The 18,647-nt window shown below is 50.9% G+C and carries 16 protein-coding genes; 5 read left to right on the forward strand and 11 right to left on the reverse strand.

Annotated features, from left to right (window positions below; translation table 11 throughout):
* The first annotated feature begins 37 nt into the window (after window positions 1-37).
* Complete coding sequence (locus PW844_RS21590; RefSeq protein ID WP_299456233.1) at window positions 38-5,299, forward strand: hypothetical protein; 5,262 nt, start codon at window positions 38-40, stop codon at window positions 5,297-5,299.
* Window positions 5,300-5,336: 37 nt separating this feature from the next.
* Here PW844_RS21590 and PW844_RS21595 read toward each other — a convergent pair whose 3' ends face one another.
* From PW844_RS21595 to PW844_RS21610, 4 genes are read right to left on the reverse strand one after another with little or no spacing between them, the layout of a single operon-like run.
* The gene (locus PW844_RS21595) at window positions 5,337-6,083 is read right to left on the reverse strand and encodes an anti-sigma factor (RefSeq protein ID WP_299456235.1); all 747 of its coding nucleotides are present in this window, start codon (window positions 6,081-6,083) and stop codon (window positions 5,337-5,339) included.
* Entirely contained in the window at window positions 6,080-6,589 is a 510-nt protein-coding gene (locus tag PW844_RS21600; protein WP_299456237.1) for an RNA polymerase sigma factor, read from the reverse strand. The genes PW844_RS21595 and PW844_RS21600 overlap by 4 nt, the downstream gene beginning before the upstream one ends.
* A gap of 9 nt (window positions 6,590-6,598) precedes the next feature.
* Window positions 6,599-7,138: a cytochrome b gene (locus PW844_RS21605; protein WP_299456239.1), complete on the reverse strand. Its 540-nt coding sequence runs from the start codon at window positions 7,136-7,138 to the stop codon at window positions 6,599-6,601.
* Window positions 7,135-8,190 carry a catalase family peroxidase gene (locus tag PW844_RS21610; protein WP_299456241.1) on the reverse strand — a complete coding sequence of 352 codons (1,056 nt, stop codon included), beginning with the start codon at window positions 8,188-8,190 and terminating at the stop codon, window positions 7,135-7,137. The genes PW844_RS21605 and PW844_RS21610 overlap by 4 nt, the downstream gene beginning before the upstream one ends.
* 187 nt (window positions 8,191-8,377) lie before the next feature.
* Here PW844_RS21610 and PW844_RS21615 point away from each other — a divergent pair, with 187 nt between their 5' ends.
* Both PW844_RS21615 and PW844_RS21620 read left to right on the forward strand, forming a co-directional pair.
* A complete protein-coding gene (locus PW844_RS21615) occupies window positions 8,378-9,229 on the forward strand; it encodes an aldo/keto reductase (RefSeq protein WP_299456243.1) in 852 nt (283 codons plus the stop codon).
* A gap of 40 nt (window positions 9,230-9,269) precedes the next feature.
* Window positions 9,270-10,259 carry an aldo/keto reductase gene (locus tag PW844_RS21620; RefSeq protein ID WP_299456244.1) on the forward strand — a complete coding sequence of 330 codons (990 nt, stop codon included), beginning with the start codon at window positions 9,270-9,272 and terminating at the stop codon, window positions 10,257-10,259.
* Between the two features lie 132 nt (window positions 10,260-10,391).
* On the opposite strand, the gene PW844_RS21625 is transcribed toward PW844_RS21620, so the two are convergent.
* The 4 genes from PW844_RS21625 to PW844_RS21640 form a co-directional block, all read right to left on the reverse strand.
* A complete protein-coding gene (locus PW844_RS21625; protein WP_299456246.1) occupies window positions 10,392-11,675 on the reverse strand; it encodes an MFS transporter in 1,284 nt (427 codons plus the stop codon).
* An 86-nt stretch (window positions 11,676-11,761) separates the two neighbouring features.
* Complete coding sequence (locus PW844_RS21630; protein WP_299456248.1) at window positions 11,762-12,157, reverse strand: RidA family protein; 396 nt, start codon at window positions 12,155-12,157, stop codon at window positions 11,762-11,764.
* Between the two features lie 24 nt (window positions 12,158-12,181).
* Complete coding sequence (locus tag PW844_RS21635; protein WP_299456250.1) at window positions 12,182-13,126, reverse strand: PDR/VanB family oxidoreductase; 945 nt, start codon at window positions 13,124-13,126, stop codon at window positions 12,182-12,184.
* Window positions 13,108-13,644 (reverse strand): MOSC domain-containing protein, encoded by a 537-nt coding sequence (locus tag PW844_RS21640; RefSeq protein ID WP_299456252.1) that lies wholly within the window; start codon window positions 13,642-13,644, stop codon window positions 13,108-13,110. The genes PW844_RS21635 and PW844_RS21640 overlap by 19 nt, the downstream gene beginning before the upstream one ends.
* Window positions 13,645-13,806: 162 nt before the next feature.
* On the opposite strand from PW844_RS21640, the gene PW844_RS21645 reads away from it, so the two are divergent.
* The gene (locus PW844_RS21645) at window positions 13,807-14,742 is read left to right on the forward strand and encodes a 2-hydroxyacid dehydrogenase (protein WP_299456253.1); all 936 of its coding nucleotides are present in this window, start codon (window positions 13,807-13,809) and stop codon (window positions 14,740-14,742) included.
* A gap of 37 nt (window positions 14,743-14,779) precedes the next feature.
* On the opposite strand, the gene PW844_RS21650 is transcribed toward PW844_RS21645, so the two are convergent.
* Entirely contained in the window at window positions 14,780-15,592 is an 813-nt protein-coding gene (locus tag PW844_RS21650; RefSeq protein ID WP_299456254.1) for an IclR family transcriptional regulator, read from the reverse strand.
* 193 nt (window positions 15,593-15,785) lie between these two features.
* Window positions 15,786-16,529, reverse strand: coding sequence for an SDR family oxidoreductase (locus PW844_RS21655; RefSeq protein WP_299456255.1), 744 nt, complete (start codon window positions 16,527-16,529; stop codon window positions 15,786-15,788).
* A gap of 111 nt (window positions 16,530-16,640) precedes the next feature.
* Between PW844_RS21655 and PW844_RS21660 the strand changes: the two genes are divergently transcribed.
* Window positions 16,641-17,549, forward strand: coding sequence for a LysR family transcriptional regulator (locus PW844_RS21660; protein WP_299456256.1), 909 nt, complete (start codon window positions 16,641-16,643; stop codon window positions 17,547-17,549).
* On the opposite strand, the gene PW844_RS21665 is transcribed toward PW844_RS21660, so the two are convergent.
* Window positions 17,550-18,527 carry an XdhC family protein gene (locus tag PW844_RS21665; protein ID WP_299456257.1) on the reverse strand — a complete coding sequence of 326 codons (978 nt, stop codon included), beginning with the start codon at window positions 18,525-18,527 and terminating at the stop codon, window positions 17,550-17,552.
* Window positions 18,528-18,647 lie beyond the last annotated feature (120 nt).

The following is an 18,647-nucleotide window of genomic DNA, read 5'->3' on the forward strand; positions in this document are numbered from 1 at the left end:
ATGGCCTGCTCTGCCTGCCATCCCCCAGGACGCAGTATTGAAAGAATTTAATAGCCTGCCCGGGGTAACAGGTTTCGATGATTATGACGCGTTGCTGTCCGCTATCCGCCACAGACTCCACGACTTTCTGGCACAACCCGTTACCCAGCCACACGGCGCCCCACCGTTAAGCTGGCAACGGATGTCTGAAGATTTTCTGGCATTCCTGGCCGCGAAGTACCAGGGATTTTGCGATGGATCTGCAATCCTGCCGATGCAGGGGTTATTAAGCGATGCGCAGATACTGGCCCGATTGCAGGCAGTTTTTCCCTTTATCACCGATGCGAGAATCTTTGCGCAATTCCCTTCCCGTTATCCTCATCTCTATCATCTTCTGATGCGGGAAATTTTTCAGGTGAGCGATAAGCCTCTCATGGAAGTCGTACCTGGCGCGGGCAAACAATTAATCGTTCGCACCCTGGCCGCACTTTATCCCTTACCAGCTCTGCTTATCCATTTCAGCAATGCCATCAGATTTGCACCGGTGCAGGGCATCCAACCTCTGTTGCAGGCTGGCGATCAATACGCTACCGGCAGATTGCTGGGCAGTGGCAGGGATAATGTCTGGCATCCCAAAACCATCACTTTTCCACACGTCATCACCCATTTGCAGGGATGGTCGTGCCGACTGGCCTCCTCATTCTTATCACCTGTCGTACAACCACAACCTGAGGAACCGCCAGAGCCGATTGTCTTTACGCTGAAGTTAATCGCTAACTCGGTATTCAACGAGCCGAATAAAGGTTCTCCCCTGCGACTTGCACCGTATACGTGCGCGGAATTTCTGCGACCCGATCAGCAATATCCCCGTTGTGCGGCGGACTTTCCCGCCGCCACTGTCAATGGCACTGCGCCGTTGCAAGGTCGGGGGGTTGTGACTTTCGAGCATTTCACCGCCATTAACGACCAGGGTTTGGTGCAGGAAGGAACCCGTACTCTGACCAGTGAAGCAGCCGTGGTCATTCATGGTTGCCACATCCCACTGAGACAAAGCCCCGTGAAGTTATATCAGCAACAAAGGCAAATGCGTCCCTGGCCGTCGCTCGCACCACAAAAAACCGCGATCACATCAGCGGTGACGCCGGTCATCGGCACCTCCTCCTCAGCAAGAGGCTGGATTATATCGAGCGTAGATGCCGAAGAGACCACCGCCTTATACCAGCCTGACTGGTGGAAAGTGGATAAGCGCGGCTTCGCTGCCGGTTTTGTTCGTAAGCTCGAATTTGAAACCGAACCTGCGTCAGCCAGCACGCCTAAAACCATCAGTTGGCCCGGCTGGGTGGCGGCCAACCCCAATACCCCGACCTGTATGGCTGCCCCTGCGCCACTCACTGCCACCAGCCTGCGCGATATGCTCAATCAACTCAGCCAGCGTATTGAAACACTGCCGACGCAACGCCTTGCGGACTTGCTGGGTGAAACGACGATTCTGACCGCCTGTGACCGCCTCGTATCCTGGGATAGTCAGCATCACCGGTTGCATATCGATCCGGTCGAGGCAGCGGACTTTATTGCCCGACTGCCCGATATTGCGACATTTAAACAGCACCCGGAAGCCATTAACGCCTTCGTGCATTCCGCCAGGGGCCGCGCCGCACTGGCACGCCGTTTGTTGCTGGCGTTAGACCATAGCTTCGATGCCACTGGCCGCCCGTTGCTCATCAGCCTGCAACAATTCAGCCAGCGCATAAAACCCGCCACTACCACCTGGCGGGATCTCGCTGCGGTGCTGCTGGATATGGAACGGGTATTTAGTACCCATACGCGCAAAGCGATTGAAGTGACAATCAGTGAGCGGCAAGCCCAGGATAAGCTGGTAGCCAAGCTGGATTACCTGATGCTGACCATGATGAGGCAGGAATATCCCATGCTAAAACTGTGCGACCACCCCGATCTCGCCAGTGAACGTTGCCTGTCACGCGCCGGGTATCAGCGTGCAGTAGCGGCACATGAAATTCAGGACGAGCGCATCCTGAATGAGGCCAGCGGGGAAGAGCTGGAAAGATTCGGTTCACAACTGATGTACCGGCGTTCAGAGCCAGCATTACTGGCTGATTTCGCCGCAACAGATAAGCTGTTCTTTAACCCCAGACAGGGGATGCACCATTATCTGACTGAGATGCAGCTACAACAGCAGCAACTCATCCATTACCATTTGTATGCCAGCAGGCTCAAAGAACTGCTCAGCGATCAGACCAGTAATGCGGTTGCTATCACCCAGACTTATCATGAGTTACGCGCCACCATAAGCGCGTGGTATCAGCTGGTGCTGGAAAATCTGTCCGCTGACGACCAGGCGTTTTATCGTGAACAATGGCAGACACCGCAAGGCTTACAGATGTTTATGGTACGACTGGAGCACACCACCGGTGGCAAGAACGAGACATCCTGTGTCGGCTGCTATCTTTACGCCAGCCGCGATCTCAACACGCGAGCCCTCTTTATTACGCCGATTGCCCCCATGAACAGACCGGGGCATCCGGGTAGCTTTGATGCCAGCGATGAGTTCAGCAACCGCGAGCAGGCACAATCCATGCTCAATGGTGCGGGCAAAGTGGATATGCTGACCCGGCTATCTCCGGCTGCATTGCCGCATATTGCCAGCTATCGCTTCCTGGTTGATGCGCAAATGCGGATTACCCCTGTAGACACCTGCGACGACTGGCCACAATGTGCCACAGCGATTGCCCGGCAGATCAGCGAATATCAGTTCCCCACCCTTACTGTAGCCACCACCCCCACGGTGCAGCCGCCCAATCTGCTGGAAATATTGTATGGTTTAAATCCCATCACCCGGTGCTACAGCGCGATCAGGTCCGCCATGCTGGGAGAGTCGCTGAAAAATATTGCGCTGAAGTTCGTGGGTTGTGCTGTCAGCGTAATGCCTGAAGAGGAAGCAGCGAGTGAGATCGAGCAGGTTGGCGTTTACGCCCTGAACTCTGTCTACCACTGGCTGGCAAATAGCGTCATGGACCATCCGGCACTCCCCACCATTTCCCCGCTCGCTATCACGCGGACTGAAGCTGGCCTGGTGGATGATAGCCTGGTGGGCGCAAAACTCTGCTCCACCTCTGCGTTTCAGCCCGGCTTCGGCAAAGAACTGCTGCTGCGATCCCTGCCGCTGAACAATCTGCCCAGGGGCTATAATCTCACCGGCGTCATCTGGGACGAATTCACCGATCAACTGCATTGCAACGTCACCACGCCCGCTGGTGCAAAAAATTACCTGCTGGACCGGAAAAATCAGTATTTATTGCCACAACCGGAAACCGCGCCGCCAGCCGGGCTCATCATCCCGCTGGCCGAATTCTGGCAGGCGCTCAGCGAGCAGCGGCTGCCCACCTTAATCGCCAGCTTGTCACCCATCTCACAGGTGCCGTTAAGGTTCAGTGCAAATGAGGCGAACAACCCCGAACGGGATATCGTCTATAACCATCTGGACCCCGACAGTATCCCGGCCGACTGGCGCTATCAGTGCAGCTGGATAAAAACCGATCCACATCCACAGCTGATTGTTGAGTTCAGGAATGCCAGCGGCACTCCGGTCTATGTGCAGCCGAACCATGCTGGTCAGTGGCGCAACTGGCAGCCAGCCCCCCCACTGCAACGTCAAAATCGTGATACCGTCTCCCCGGAACCGCTATTCTTTGATGCCCTCACACCCTCCTCCAGCGGCTATCAAGCGGTAATGCCGTATGCCTCTTCGGCACGTATCGCGGCAGTAGACGAGGTGGCGCGTCTTCTTCCTGAAATCCCGCTACCACTATTGCTAAAAAAGATTCATGTGAAATCTCTGTTCCAGAATATTGCCTCCAGGCTGCACCCAACCTTTGAACAATTCGGTGGCGGTGTCGCGAAGCGGCTGGTGGAGGAGTTAAGCACATGGCGTAAGCCGTTAACAGATAGAGTTGTCGAAATATTAGAAGAGGCATTGCGTAATTATAAACATGTTCATTATAAGAGGGGAATTAAAGCCATTGATGGTTTTATCGTGGATTTGGAGCATGTTCTTTCGGAAAGAAGGAAGATTGCGGAGCGGTACAATGACTTCCTCATTAAGTATCATAAATATTATCAGGCTCTGAAAAATCTTGAACGCATCATTATTGATGAACAATCAACCCTCAACACATTTTTGTGGAAATTAAAGAAATCTCTATTCTTCAGTTCTTCACCCTTTATTCTGAAAACTCATGACGAAGAACAATTACTCATAAAGTATCCGCAGGAGGCAGAAGGTATCAAAAATGCAATACATGAAGTTCGTCATAACGCCAGACTGGCCCTTACCATGGTTGACCCCGCTGAAAACCCTGGTGCGATGTTGAAATACATGAAAATGTTCTTTGCTAAAAAAAACATTGATAGCAACGATGTCGCGTTTTTTAAGAAGAATTTCGTGGATATCATGGAAACGGCCAGCGCGTTATCACTCGATAAAGTACATATTGTCGAGGATCGTTTTCTGAGTGATGGACGAATTCCGGCTAACTGTGCCAGGCTTGCATTAGAAAAGATGCTATTAGGAACTAACGTCGTCGGCTATACATCGAGTAAGGATGATTATCAACGTGTCTATTTAATGTGGCATGCCTTAAAAGGAATGCCGACCAAAGAATTAGCCAATGTGTTTTTTCATGAAGGCGAGCACAGTGCCATGAGTCTTAAGGGGGAGGAATATGTCGGTACAGAAGTTTATCTTGACGCTGGCCATCCGCTAAAAAAACTCACCATTCGCGGAATGAGCATACTAGCAAAAAATCTGATGTCTGATGTCAATATCTTCAAAGATTACCTGCTGGACGATGATCAATTTCTTGACGCTTTCCTGACCCATTTCTATGAATTTACTCATGACCCTGCAATGAAAGAAAAAATAGTTCATTTCCGCAGCCGATATCTGCCGTACAAACTCACCGCCAGTAACAACAAAAGCAAAGAAAATAAGGCGGATAAATACCGCCTGTTCACGCCGATTGTCGAATCCGCCTTCTTTAATATTAAATATATGATTGAATTTACCTTTCGCAATGCTGACTTGCTGGTCAGCTTCCTCGGAATGATGTTGGATTATGCAAAAAAACAGGCGCGACCGCTCTTTCATTCCGCACACAAACGCGAGACGGAATCAGACAAATCCGCAGCTCCCCCTACTTTTTACAACCAACTGGCAGGGGTGAATGCCACCACGGATATCGCCCATAGCTTATTCCGTCAGTTTTTTGTTATGTACATCAGAAATCATTGGCTGGAGGAGTGAGCTGCCCGGTCAATCAATGAGATTGCCAGGCATACCCCTAACTGGTCGCCAGCGATACTGCTTTGCGCAGCCCATTCACTCCGGATGAATTAGCAGGCGTGACCAACGCGTAGTTATAGTGCTGGTCGCTCCAGTATTGTGCCATCACGTCCTCGGCCTGGCGTTGACCATGGGGTAACTTAACCGGCTCCAGTGGCCGGATATACCAGCCGACTCGGGTCCCCTGCGGGTCCTGATACATAATCAGTGCGGCGGGTCCCTGTGCCGTGGCCATCAGACGTGCGCCCACTAATCTGAAACCAAACTGTTCAAGATTGGGCGGTGGATTACCATTGATAAAATAGCGCGACACCCAGCTGGTCAGTTCTGCGTGCTGGCTTGCCACCACATCCATCGGCGTTTGCGTCTGATTATCGAAGATCTTATACGCCTGCACCGCATCTTCCATTGGCTGAGGCGCAACCGCCACCTGCGAATCCTTCAGTTGCCAGCCCGCCAGGCCACCGATACTCACGGCCACCACCAGCATAAAAGCCATCGACAACTGGCGCAGGCGCTGTTGCCGCATCCGACGCCGCAGATGTTGCGGATTAGGCCGATCAAAAGCCCAGGCCTGCCGACTCATTGCCTGACGTAATTGCTGTGCATCAGCCCGCCAGCCAGCCACCTGCACCGCCGCCTCTGGGTTCGCCTGCAGATAACGTTCCACTTTCTCTGCCGTTGCTTCATCCGCCTCGCCATCCATCCAGGCATGGAGATCGTTTTCATTCGGTGGCAAAGTCATTTCAGTCTCCTCAGCGGTAACGGCGTCGCCTTACCTTCTAATTGCTCATGCAGCAGCTTTCGCCCCCTTGAGAGCCGAGACATTACGGTCCCCAGCGGGATATCCAGCGTTTCGGCCGCCTCTTTATAGCTCAGGCCCTCGACGCTCACCAGCAATAAAACCACGCGATAGTCGGTGGGTAATGCGGCAAACACCGCCAACGTATCGTCAGCAATCGCCATCGCCTCACTGGATTGCGCAAACATCTCCTCACCGGTAAAAAAAGCCAGCAGTTTCATATAGCGTTTGCGCCGCCGCTCACCATCAATAAATTGCCGGTAAAGGATGGAAAATAGCCAGGCGCGCAGGCTCTGTTCGCCATCATTCTGGCGCTCGCGGGTTAACGCTTTCGCCAGACAGTTTTGTACCAAATCCTCAGCACTGTGCGGGTTACGGGTCAGCCACAACGCAAATCGTTCCAGATGTGGCATCACCTGCCGGATTTCATCATCAGTTAGCTGTGACATGGATATCCTTTAGCGTCTGCGGCTGCCTGACATACTTTCAAACACCCCATCGCGCAGCACTAATGCATGGAATAACGCAGCGGCTAAGTGCATCATCACAGTAAGAAACAACACCAGCGCCACCGCCGTATGGAGAGGACGAAGTATGGCATACCAGTCATTATCCACGGGCAGAATGGCTGGCAGAATCACGCCACCGCCTAACGAAACCGGGTAGCCCGCCGCTGACAGCATCGCCCAGCCAATCAATGGCTGAATCAGCATCAGCGCATACAACACCCAGTGCGACAGATGCGCAATGCCCCGCTGCCAGGCAGGGATCGAGGACGGTAACACAGGCGTAGCAGTATAAAAGCGTAGCCACAGGCGCACAAACACCAGCACCAGAATCATTACTCCCAGCGGTTTATGAATCGCCACCAGCAGGCTATGCAGTGATGATACCGTTGCCACCATCGCCACACCAATAAACAACATCGCCACAATTGCCGCCGCCATTAACCAGTGAATGATGCGCAGCGCAGGGTGAAAATAGCTAACCTGTTTCATAAGTGTGTTCCCGCCTGTTGAGACTGTTCACGCGTGCGCAGATTGTAGGATTTGGCATAGGCTGCTGAGCGCGCATTGAGTAAAGGATCGTCTGATGCGGCAATGCCATCAGGAAGAATCAGCGGATCGTAATTGATGTCATTACACGGCCCCTGCTGCTGAGGAACGGCGCGCGTTAACACTAACGTACCGGCGTTGATGGTTTGACGATCCGCAGGCCAGATTTTTGTCGCATTGCTGCCATCATCACCCGGTTGTGCCACGGTGATCACCAGATCCCATTTCAGCGGTCCCTGCCCCAGGCGTTTTGCTATGTCCTCCTGCAGGAAATTTTTGTCTTCTTTATCCGCCGCGCTGATCGGCTGATATTCGGTATGCGGCACCATGCTCCAGCGCACCAGATGTGCGTTACCCGCTTTATCAACAAATCGGAACGCATTCAGGCTATTGAAGCGATCGCTGGCCCAGCTGGAAGAAGGGGTATAGCTTTTTGCCCAGGCAGCAAAAGCCTTAAATTCAGGATGCTGACTGACGAATGCTCCGATTTTTTGCGGATCGGGCTTGCCGGTGGCAGGATCGGGCAAGGTGGCGGTTTGCAGCGCATAAAACCCTTCCGGCGTCGCCACCGGGAACAGCGGCATGGCATTCATACCCGTGCGCCATTGTTCACCGTCCGCCAGCTGAAATGCCAACGCCATGCTGCGCACCGGTACGGCATAATCCGGCGCGGCGGGATTTCCGCCAGCGATAGCGAAACGTCCGGTGACCTGCGTTTCTCCCGGCGCAAAGATCGCCGCCCGCGATAAGGCACTGGCATTACCGTTGGAGACAAAGTTACCGATCACGCAGATCCCTTTCGCATGATTGCGCCGGTAGCCCGGATGGTCGCCACCCGCTTTTTGCAACACCGCGACCAGTTTGTCGGCCGTCAGACGTTGTGGCGTCAGCCAGCCGCCAGCCCACAGAAACAACACGATTAAAACCAGTGGAACCAGGCCAATCAGCAACAGTCGCCGTATTTTCTGGCCGGTAGAAAGTGGAGTTGGAATCATTTTTTTGCTCACCCTGCTTACATTGAGCCCATAAGACGAATGGGCAGAAGATTTATTCCCGCAGGACGAAAAAAATTTTGTCTTTGCTATTTATGAGCCGTATTAATTAACCCTAGCGTATTTTACGCATAATTGAATAAATCAATCCGCGTTATGCTTTCCCTGAATCAACGCGAAGGAAAACATCATGCAAGCAGTAAAACTGAATAACGGAATCGAAATGCCCCTGCTGGGCTTTGGCGTATTCCAGATGACCGATGCGGCCGAATGCGAACGCGCGGTTATTGATGCGATTGAAACCGGCTACCGTCTGATCGATACCGCCGCCTCGTACCAGAATGAGACCCAGGTGGGCAATGCCCTCAGACAGAGCGGTATGGCACGTGAAGATCTGTTCGTTACCACCAAGTTGTGGTTGGGAGATGCCAGTTACGCAGGGGCAAAAGCCCAGTTTGAGCGCTCACTTAACCGATTGCAGCTCGACTATGTCGATCTTTATTTAATCCACCAGCCCTACGGTGACGTGCACGGTGCGTGGCGCGCCATGGAAGAATTACAGCAGGCTGGTAAAATCCGCGCGATCGGTGTCAGTAACTTTCAGCCGGATCGGCTTGCTGACCTGATGGCATTCAATCACGTCGTTCCCGCCGTCAATCAGATTGAAGTTAACCCGTTCAATCAGCAGTTGCACGCCGTTCCCTGGATGAAAAGCCGCGGTATCCAACCCGAAGCCTGGGCACCTTTTGCCGAAGGCCGCAATGGTCTGTTCCAGCATCCACTGCTGACCGCCATCGGTGAGAAGTACGGCAAAAGCGTAGGTCAGGTGGTTCTGCGCTGGATTTTTCAGCGTGGCGTGGTTTCGCTGGCAAAAACCGTGCGCAAGTCACGCATGGCAGAAAACATCAGCGTCCTCGACTTTGCCCTCACTGAAGAAGAAATGCTGCAAATCACCGCGCTGGATAGCGCAACCAGTGCCTTCTTCTCTCATCGCGACCCTGCGATGGTGGAATGGCTGACAAAACGCAAACTGAGCGTTTAACCCATCGTAAACATGGACGTTCCCTACGAGGAGTAACCTAATGCAAAAACGTATGCTCGGAAATTCTGGTCTCGAAGTATCCGCTCTGGGTCTGGGTTGTATGGGGCTCAGCCACGGTTATGGCCCGGCAACCGATACCCGGCAGGCGATTGAGCTTATCCGTGCGGCCGTTGAACACGGCGTGACCTTTTTTGATACGGCTGAGGTGTACGGCCCTTATCTCAACGAGGAAGTGGTGGGTGAAGCGTTAAAACCCTTCCGTGATCAGGTGGTCATTGCCACTAAATTTGGCTTCACTTTTGGTGACGACAATAAACAGCAGATCTTAAACAGCCGACCGGAACATATCAGAGAAGCCGTCGAGGGTTCATTACGCCGCCTGCAAACCGACGTCATCGACCTGCTGTATCAGCATCGCGTCGATCCGGCGGTGCCCATTGAGGACGTCGCCGGTACGATAAAAGATCTGATTCAGGAAGGTAAGGTCAAACACTTTGGTCTTTCCGAAGCGGGAGCAGCCACCATTCGCCGCGCGCATGCGGTGCAACCGGTAACGGCATTGCAGAGTGAGTATTCAATGTGGTGGCGCGAACCGGAACAGGAAATCATGCCTGTTCTCGAAGAGTTGGGGATTGGCTTTGTGCCCTTTAGCCCGCTGGGTAAGGGATTCCTCACCGGAACCATAAAGGCAGGCGCGACCTTTGGCGAGAATGATTTCCGCAGCAAAGTGCCGCGTTTCGCCGCAGATGCGATTGCCGCGAATGAGCAACTGGTGACGCTGTTGACCGCGTTAGCTGCGGAGAACGCCGTCACCCCGGCGCAAATTGCGCTGGCATGGCTGCTGGCGCAAAAACCCTGGATCGTGCCGATTCCCGGCACCACGAAACTGCATCGACTGGAAGAGAACCTGGGCTCTGTTGACGTTTCGCTTTCAGCGGATGCAATGGAAAAAATTACCCAGGCTTTGGAAACCGTAAGAATTGTCGGCGAGCGTTATCCGGCACATTTGCAGTCGCGGGTGGGTCGCTGACGAACACAAGGGAACCTTTTCCGGTTCCCTTGTGATTTTCATCTTAAGCCATACCGGCTGGTAAATAATGAGTATAGAAAATGAGCACACAAACTGTAAGCCGAAAAAAAACGACTACCTGAGGAGAGTTATTTATTGATTCTTTAATTTTATAAATTGAGAACAGACGAGATACAGTGCAGCACATCCTGCATAATAATACATCATGGTGCTATAACCGTAATGTTGCACGATTATCCCTGATACTATCCCTACGGTTGCGCCTCCTACCTGGCCAGCGAAGTTCAATACACCACCAACAAAACCAATATTTTTATGGGGAGCAATCATTCCCGGAATTAACCAGTACAGACCACCAAACATCTCAAAATAAAAACCAATGCAAATCACCGCTACGGCAACGAAAGAACTTTGGATATGCCCCAGAGACAACAATGACAGTAGTGACACGGTACCTGATGCCAGGAATAAAAGCCTTAGTGTCCTTGAGAACGTTGCTTTCCCTCTGAACCTGTCTGAAATTATTCCTCCACTAATCTCACCCAATGTCCCAGCCAGAAAGATGAAGAAGGTAGCAAGGCCGGAATATTGCAGGCTCATCCCTCTTTCATGTACCAGATAGCTCGGCCCCCATGTCACCAGACCGAAGAACACCATCGCAAATCCCATACGCCCCAGGAACATAAACAGAATCGACAGTTTATTACTTTTTCCGATGCTATCACCGTTAGAAGGCACGCCAGCATGATGAGTATCCTCATGGGAACTGCTGCTGATGAATTCCAGTTCTTTTTCAGTAATCGCCGGATGCTCATGCGGATGCTCTTTGACCCGACGATATACCAGATAAGCGATCACCATACTGATAATACCTGTAATCAAAAACGCAGCCCGCCAGGAACCGAACCAGACAATTAAAGACGAAACGATAATCGCACCGACTGCTGAGCCTAAAGCAGCACCGCTATCAATCAACGTAATACCGCGACTTCTCTCTGAACCCGGCAACCACTGAGCGACAATTTTATTCGCTGCGGGCATAAAAGGAGCCTCAAAAGCACCCAATCCAAGACGGCTGAGAATAAGTGTAAAACCGCCCATTGCCAGGCCGCCAATGGCGGCAAAGAAACCCCAAAAAATTGACGTTACTCCCAAAACCCGTTTCGCACCGATCCGGTCAACCAAATAGCCGCCCGGAAGCTGGAATGCGCAATATGCCCAAAAAAAAGAACTTAAGATAATACCCTGTACCTCAGGGGAAATTGCAAAATCTTTCGTAATACCCGGCATCGCAAGTGACAATGATATTCTGTCAATACAGTTAATTGTGTATAACACGAATATCAGCGTTATCACCCGCCAGCGCGTACTCATTCTAATACGTTTTACCGAATTATTTTCATAGGTGACGGACATTTTCTTATCCTTCTGGAGTATTTTTTAAAGTACAATGATGATAAATCACCACTGCACTATTTATCAGCTCACATTAACCACAACCCCTAATATATAACAACAGCATCCGCTTCAAACAACAAATCAGGATTCGCCAAAGCGCTGACTTCAATAAAAGTATTGGCTGGGCGATTTCCTTCCGGCATGATTTCCTCCCTGATTTCACGCATCAAAGGTAAAGCATGGTGAATATCTGTGGCATAATAAGTTATTTTGACAACCTTCTCCCAGCCAACGTTTAATTCCTTCAGGCAGAGTGACAGATTCTTGTATACCTGCCGGATCTGCAATTCAAGGTCACCTCTGCCAATAATATCGTTATTTTCATCAACGGCTATCTGTCCTGAAATATGAACTATAGTCCCTGCCCCTGACACAATATGACTCCAGCCACTACCCGACGGTAGGCCCTTTGGTTGTACAATATGTTTTGGACCAATCATTTACCTCTCCCCCGATATATAACGTCACAATGAGTTAATAACGATGACACCCTTTCCTCTGGAAACACAGGGAGTCATTAATGTTTTCCGTTCATCTTCGGTCAGACATTTATCCTTATGAATTATCTCACCTGAGACAATATCAATGATGCAACTGCGACATGTGCCTGCTTCACAACTAAAATCCAGATCAACACCATCATCCAGCAGAACCTGTAATAAGGTCTTATTTTCAGGAACCGTTAAAATATGTCCACTCCTTGGTATTTCTGCGGTAAATGTGTCTCCCAGATCTTCTCCTGCCATGACGGGTGGCGAGAAGTACTCGGAAAATATCGCTCCAGCCGGCCAATGATGAGTAGCACGGCAAACCGCCTCACTAAGTCTTGCCGAACCACAATAATATAACGCCGTGTTCTGTTTATAGTTACTCAGAATATCTTCAAAATTCGCCCTTCTCCCCTGCGCAGAACAGTAAACTTTCAAGTCGATGGGAAAATGCCTCAGTTCATCAAGAAAAGCCGCACTTTCAATATCCCTGACACAATAATGCAAGCTGACTTTCTTATTTTTATCTGATAAAAAATACAGAAAACTCAGTAATGGAGTGATCCCTATTCCCCCGGCGATAAAGACATAACTATCAAAGTTGATGTCAATATTAAAATCAGGCTGAGGATAGGAAAGATACAAGATATCATCTTTACGTACCTGATTGTGTACATATTCAGACCCCCCTCTCCCCTGTGTTTCCCTCTTCACCGCTATCTTATAGATATTGCTATCAGGATTGCCACATAGCGAATATTGTCGGCTTAACCCCTTTTTCAACCGAAGTATAACATTCGACCCAGGCAGATAAACCGGAAGTTTTTCCCTGTCAACCGGAGAAAATTCAAGTGATAAAATATCTTTGGCCACTACGCTTACATCACTAACTCTAACTTTAATTAACAGTCTGACCGCCATTCTTCTGTAACCTCAACAATCTGATCGCCAATATTGACTATTCCTCCCCGTAAAATCTCACAGTTCAGCCCTGATCGCCCCAGCAATGATTCCATAACAGGTTTATCAATTAGTCTTTCCAGATAGCGGCATGGATGATTAGGCTTTGTTGCCAGGATAACTGCCGACTCACCTATTTTCACTATTTTCCCAACCAGGTTGTTAAGTTCTATCCCTGACGTCACGATATTTCGACGGCATTCACGGGCGGTAAACTCGATACCTAACTCCAGGCTTATATCTTCAAGCACTTCTGCCGCAATGAGTGTGAGCTGGTGTTCGGGTTTAGGTCTGTCTGACCAGCGTCCCTCCTTTTTGGCATATCTGTCTCCTTCGATCCCCACCCCTGCTATCAAGTTAACCCTCGATTGTGGCTGCATCTCATGAGCAGCAATCTCAGCGGTAAATAACCCCACCACTCCTGGTTTCAATTTTCCCGCATCGTGGTTCGGTTCTACTGGTGAAAAAATCCCGGTCATCTCATGTCACCTCTTTATCTGCCTGACAGATGTCACCTGATGACACCCACTCTCACATCTGTGCTTTACAAACCGCATCGACCTGAGTTCAATATGTGGTTTATAGTACCAAGTATTGAACCAGGCAATACTCTTCTCTCCATTCTCATAGAGGAAATTCTTATGAATGTGACATCAAAGCAGGTCATCACCCTTCCGGATGAAACGTTATGGGATGCCCTTGCTCCCCAGGCAGATAAGACAGAACTGATTTACTGGCCCGATGGCGAAGAACTCTCTTTTGATATAAAACAGAAAGTTACCGGCATTGTCCTTCCCTACGCTCATGAAAGTTCGACACTGCGTAAACTGAATGAATTTCCTAACCTGACCTGGGTACAAACGCAAAGTACCGGTTACGATAATGTTCTGCCCTGGTTGCCTGCTGGTATTCGTCTCTCTAACGCCGCAGGCGTCCATGCCTCTTCAACTGCTGAACTGGCAATAGGTTTGGTATTGGCCTCTTTACGGAATATTGATCAGGCAGCGCGGGATATGATGCAGGAAACCTGGCGGGAACAACGCCACCGTTCACTGGCTGACCGAAATGTTGTTGTTATTGGCACCGGTAATATTGGCGGAGGGATAGTACGCAGGCTGGAACCGTTCGAAGTGAACATCTTTCGTGTCGGGCGTACTGAGAGGCACGATGAACAGGGGATAATTTATTCACTCACACAGCTGAGATCATTATTGCTTCAGGCTGATGTTGTGATATTAACGCTACCATTAAATGCAGATACGAGTGGGCTGGTGAATAAAGAGTTCCTCTCGACAATGCCTGATGGTGCATTGTTAGTGAATGTTGGCCGGGGCGGCGTGGTCAATACCAACGACTTACTGGCGGAGGTATCGTCTGGCAGACTGTATGCCGCTCTTGATGTGATCGAACCCGAGCCTCTGCCTGTCGGACACCCACTTTGGCAAATACCTAACGTCTTAATTACGCCCCACTTAGGGGGAAATACCTCAGCTTTTACCCCAAGAATTAAACGTCTCTTGCTGGATCAGTTACATCGAATCAATAAAGGCGAGCTACCAGCGAACCTCGTTTTCTAAGCAAAAACATCCTGTTCATTTTTGAACAGGATGCCGTTTACTGATTCCCTTGTGGCAAATGAAGTTCTGTATGTAAGGGGTTCCCCAACAATGTGGCTAATTTAGTCACCTCTTCCAGTAACCTGGCCTTTCTCTCGTCATTAAATGTCACCGTCACTGAACTTACCGTTACACCCAATTTAGGACCATTGATTCCTCTGGAAGAAACCGCAACACCAATACAGGCAACACCCAGGGTACTTTCTTCCATTTCCAGAGCAAAACCTTGCTGCCTGATTTTCGTCAGCTCGCGCTTAAGTGCGTCAAATGTACTAATCGAATATTCTGTGAGAACAGGCAGCTCCGGCTTATCCTGATATAAGTCATCGATGTCTTCTGCATCAAGTTTTGCCAGCATTGCTTTTCCCACGGCACAAAGTGAAGCGGGCATACGATCGCCAATACTTGGGGTCAGATGGTTTGCCGGATGGCCTTCGTATCTTGCAAGGTAGATAACATCTGCTTTATCCAGTAACGCAATGCGTACCGTCTCAGTGCACAGCACCGGCGAGCTTTTACAGAAACGGTAAAACTCCTGAACGGTGTCGAGTTTACTCAGATAGGCACTTGCCAGACCCACCAGCTTTCTTCCAAGCATGTAACCTTCTGGGGTTCTTTGCACAAGATGTGCATCTTCAAGACTGCTCAGCAGATGCGCCGTCGAGGACTTTGCGATGTTGAGAGAAACGGAGATTTCAGTTTGTGTTAATGATCCAGACCAGGAAGTGGCAATCAAATCAAGGATTTTCACTGCTTTTGTGATGGCGGGTGAGCGTGATGCACTTTCATTCTTATCGTTTAATTCGTTCATAAACAAATGTCGCCTTTCGTCCTTCATATAACATCATCATGATTAATCCATCGTATAATGAAACGGTCATTGAGTCCTGTACAGCTCTGCCGTCGCATCTAATGGAAAGAACATGCAACATTTGTCATCCTGATCGGTTTGAGTAAAAAACAGGGCTGTCATCAGCCCCATTCAATTTACCCAACTTGCCCTGTCAGAAATCCTGTGACGTCGGGCGCAGAACGATCTCGTTAATATCCACATCTGCCGGTTGTTCAATCGCATAGGCAATAGCGCGCGCAACGGAGGCAGCCGGAATCGCCTGCTGATAAAAATTCAACACCGCTTCTGAGCTGGACTGGTGGGATGTCCCGTATTTCAGTTCTGAATCCACAGCACCCGGTTCAATGGTAGTGGTGCGGATATCCCCACCCACTTCATGACGCAGGCCATCGGAAATCGCCCTGACTGCATATTTGGTCCCGCTATACACCGAACCGCCCGGGCTGAAGACTTTGATACCGGCAACTGAGGAGATGTTGATGAAATGACCGGACTTCTGCGCCTGGAATAAAGGCAGAGCGGCAGCGACGCCGTACAACACGCCCTTGATGTTGATATCAATCATGCTGTCCCACTCCTCAACACGCAGCTCGCTGATGGGGGAAATCGCCATCAGTCCGGCATTGTTGATCATCACGTCAACGCGACCAAAAACAGCCACTGCATGCGCGACCAGGGCATCAAGATCGGCACGACGGGTCACATCGGTCACCAGCGCGCTGGCCACCCCTCCATCCGCCCGGATGTCTTCGACGATCGCGGTCATTTTGTCCAGGCGACGCGCGCCCAGCACCACTTTTGCACCCAGAGCTGCCAGATGACGCGCAGTTGCTTCACCCAGGCCACTGCTGGCACCTGTAATCACAACGACCTTACCTTCGATACCTGCTTTCATGATGTTTTCCTGTTGTGGAGTTCATTCGACGCCTCCGATCATGCAACAACGCTTTATCTCAATATATGGAAGAGTTAGGATTTAAGAATTCACAATAATGGAATAAACCCAATGCAGAACCGCGCTGAAATGATCAGGATTTTTGTCGCCGCCGCTAATGCTCACTCTTTCCGTGAGGCGGCCAGCCGGCTGGGGATCTCACCGCAAAAAGTGACGCGCGCCATCCAGGAATTGGAATATATCCTTGGCGAACCGCTGTTTCACCGCAGCACCCGCCAGTTGCATCTGACGACATTTGGCGCAGAGATCTGCCAGGAAGCCACCAAAGCCCTGAGTGAATTTGAGCGGGTTTTCACTAAACGCAGCGTCGGAGCGGTCAATGAGGTGGCAGGCCGGGTGGTGATCACCGCCCCTCTGGCCATTGGCAGGTTATACCTGACTCGGTTCCTGGATGAACTGATGACCACTCATCCACACCTGACCCTGTCGCTGCACCTGGAAGATGAGCTGACAGATGCGATTGCCGCGCAAATTGACGTGGGCATCAGGGTGGGAACGGTCAGACATCAGAACTTTATCGCGAAGGTTGTCTGCCCGGTGCCTTTAGTCACCGTGTGTACGCCCGCACTTGCCAGCCGCTATCCTGGCCTTCTGTCCGTGTCTGACCTTGCGCGCTGCCCGTTGTCGGTGCTGATGGATCGTAAAAGCGGCAAGCCCTGGCCCTGGGTATTCCAGCAGGGTGACATTTTTGTCCCTTCTGCACCGGTTTTTATCAGCGATGACCCGGAAACTGAGCTGGAGATGGTGCTCGCGGGCAAGGTATTTGCCCAGATGCCACGCTACCTGGCAGCAGCGCATTTACTGAGTGGGAAGTTAGTTGAGGTTTTATCTGAGGCAGCGCCGACGCCAATGGAACTGGTGATCTATCGGACACAATCAGGCCCGCTTCCTCCCCGGACCCGCATCGTTTACGACCACCTGATCGCCTGTTTTTCCGATGCAACGCTCTTTCCGCGCTGATCACTGACGTGACAAGGTCACGCTGTTTTTGCAGGCGACGATATCGGCCATCACCGCTAACGCGATTTCCGCCGGCGTTTTGCTGTTGATCGGCAGCCCAATCGGCGCATGGATGCGGTCAATATCCTTGTCACTTAATCCACCGATGGTTTTCATCCTTGCCAGCCGGTTTTGGCTGTTTTTCACAGATCCCATCGCACCGATATAAAAAGCGTGAGACTGCACCGCCTCCATCAACGTCAGGTCATCAATACGCGGATCATGTGTCAGGGCCACCACCGCACGACATGGATGTTGCGCATTTTCCTCCAGCCACTTTGCCGGGAACACTTCCGTCAGCAAAATCTCCGCAGGTAAACGATGCTGGTAGTTTGCCAGCATCTCCGCGCGCGCTTCACACACCACCGTCTGAAAACCCAACGCCAGAGAAAAACCAGCACAGGCCAGCGCGACCTCGGACAATCCTGCAATCACCACCTGCGGTGTGGCGGCAATACACAGTTCCAGCCTGTCGCCCTCCTCAACCACCGTGGTGCTGCTGATATAGCGCGTTTCCTCCAGGCCTGAACAGGCATCCGGGAGGCAAACAAATTTCCGCAGCGTTACCGCTCCGAGTAAGGCGGCCTCCATGCGATCAAGGTAGGTGCAGGTCGCCTGATTAAACGTCAAACGTTCCACCAGAATAGAAAGGATGCCACCACAGGGCAGCGCTTTGTCGGGAGCCAGCCCGCCATCACCATAAATAACCTTTTGGCTGGGTGCATGGAATTGCCCGGCAGCGATGCGCTGCAAAAAATCTTCTTCAACACAGCCACCCGAAAGCGAACCCACATGCTGCCCCGCGTCATTGATCACCATCATGGTCCCAGGCGCACGCGGCGAGGATCCATAGGTACTGATGACCGTGCATAACCATAAGGTATGCGTCGGTAACCACTTTCTGGCCTGAGCTAAAACCTCAACATCAAGACGCTGCATTTTTCTCTCACATTAGAAAACAGGATTTGATTATCACGCAAAAACAGACTTCATCCGCTGATTAAATTTAGCGTACAAATAATGCAATAGCCTGGACAGATTAAAATGCATCCTTATTTA

The sequence above is a fragment of the Pantoea sp. genome, from assembly GCF_028283705.1.
GTDB lineage: Bacteria > Pseudomonadota > Gammaproteobacteria > Enterobacterales > Enterobacteriaceae > Pantoea.

Bases quoted from the DNA above. Each gene is read 5' to 3' on its own strand.
- PW844_RS21655 (WP_299456255.1), bottom strand. From the start codon at position 16,529: ATGAAAGCAGGTATCGAAGGTAAGGTCGTTGTGATTACAGGTGCCAGC.
- PW844_RS21645 (WP_299456253.1), top strand. From the start codon at position 13,807: ATGAATGTGACATCAAAGCAGGTCATCACCCTTCCGGATGAAACGTTA.
- PW844_RS21625 (WP_299456246.1), bottom strand. From the start codon at position 11,675: ATGTCCGTCACCTATGAAAATAATTCGGTAAAACGTATTAGAATGAGT.
- PW844_RS21615 (WP_299456243.1), top strand. From the start codon at position 8,378: ATGCAAGCAGTAAAACTGAATAACGGAATCGAAATGCCCCTGCTGGGC.
- PW844_RS21630 (WP_299456248.1), bottom strand. From the start codon at position 12,157: ATGATTGGTCCAAAACATATTGTACAACCAAAGGGCCTACCGTCGGGT.
- PW844_RS21665 (WP_299456257.1), bottom strand. From the start codon at position 18,527: ATGCAGCGTCTTGATGTTGAGGTTTTAGCTCAGGCCAGAAAGTGGTTA.
- PW844_RS21620 (WP_299456244.1), top strand. From the start codon at position 9,270: ATGCAAAAACGTATGCTCGGAAATTCTGGTCTCGAAGTATCCGCTCTG.
- PW844_RS21635 (WP_299456250.1), bottom strand. From the start codon at position 13,126: ATGGCGGTCAGACTGTTAATTAAAGTTAGAGTTAGTGATGTAAGCGTA.
- PW844_RS21595 (WP_299456235.1), bottom strand. From the start codon at position 6,083: ATGACTTTGCCACCGAATGAAAACGATCTCCATGCCTGGATGGATGGC.
- PW844_RS21650 (WP_299456254.1), bottom strand. From the start codon at position 15,592: ATGAACGAATTAAACGATAAGAATGAAAGTGCATCACGCTCACCCGCC.
- PW844_RS21600 (WP_299456237.1), bottom strand. From the start codon at position 6,589: ATGTCACAGCTAACTGATGATGAAATCCGGCAGGTGATGCCACATCTG.
- PW844_RS21605 (WP_299456239.1), bottom strand. From the start codon at position 7,138: ATGAAACAGGTTAGCTATTTTCACCCTGCGCTGCGCATCATTCACTGG.
- PW844_RS21660 (WP_299456256.1), top strand. From the start codon at position 16,641: ATGCAGAACCGCGCTGAAATGATCAGGATTTTTGTCGCCGCCGCTAAT.
- PW844_RS21640 (WP_299456252.1), bottom strand. From the start codon at position 13,644: ATGACCGGGATTTTTTCACCAGTAGAACCGAACCACGATGCGGGAAAA.
- PW844_RS21610 (WP_299456241.1), bottom strand. From the start codon at position 8,190: ATGATTCCAACTCCACTTTCTACCGGCCAGAAAATACGGCGACTGTTG.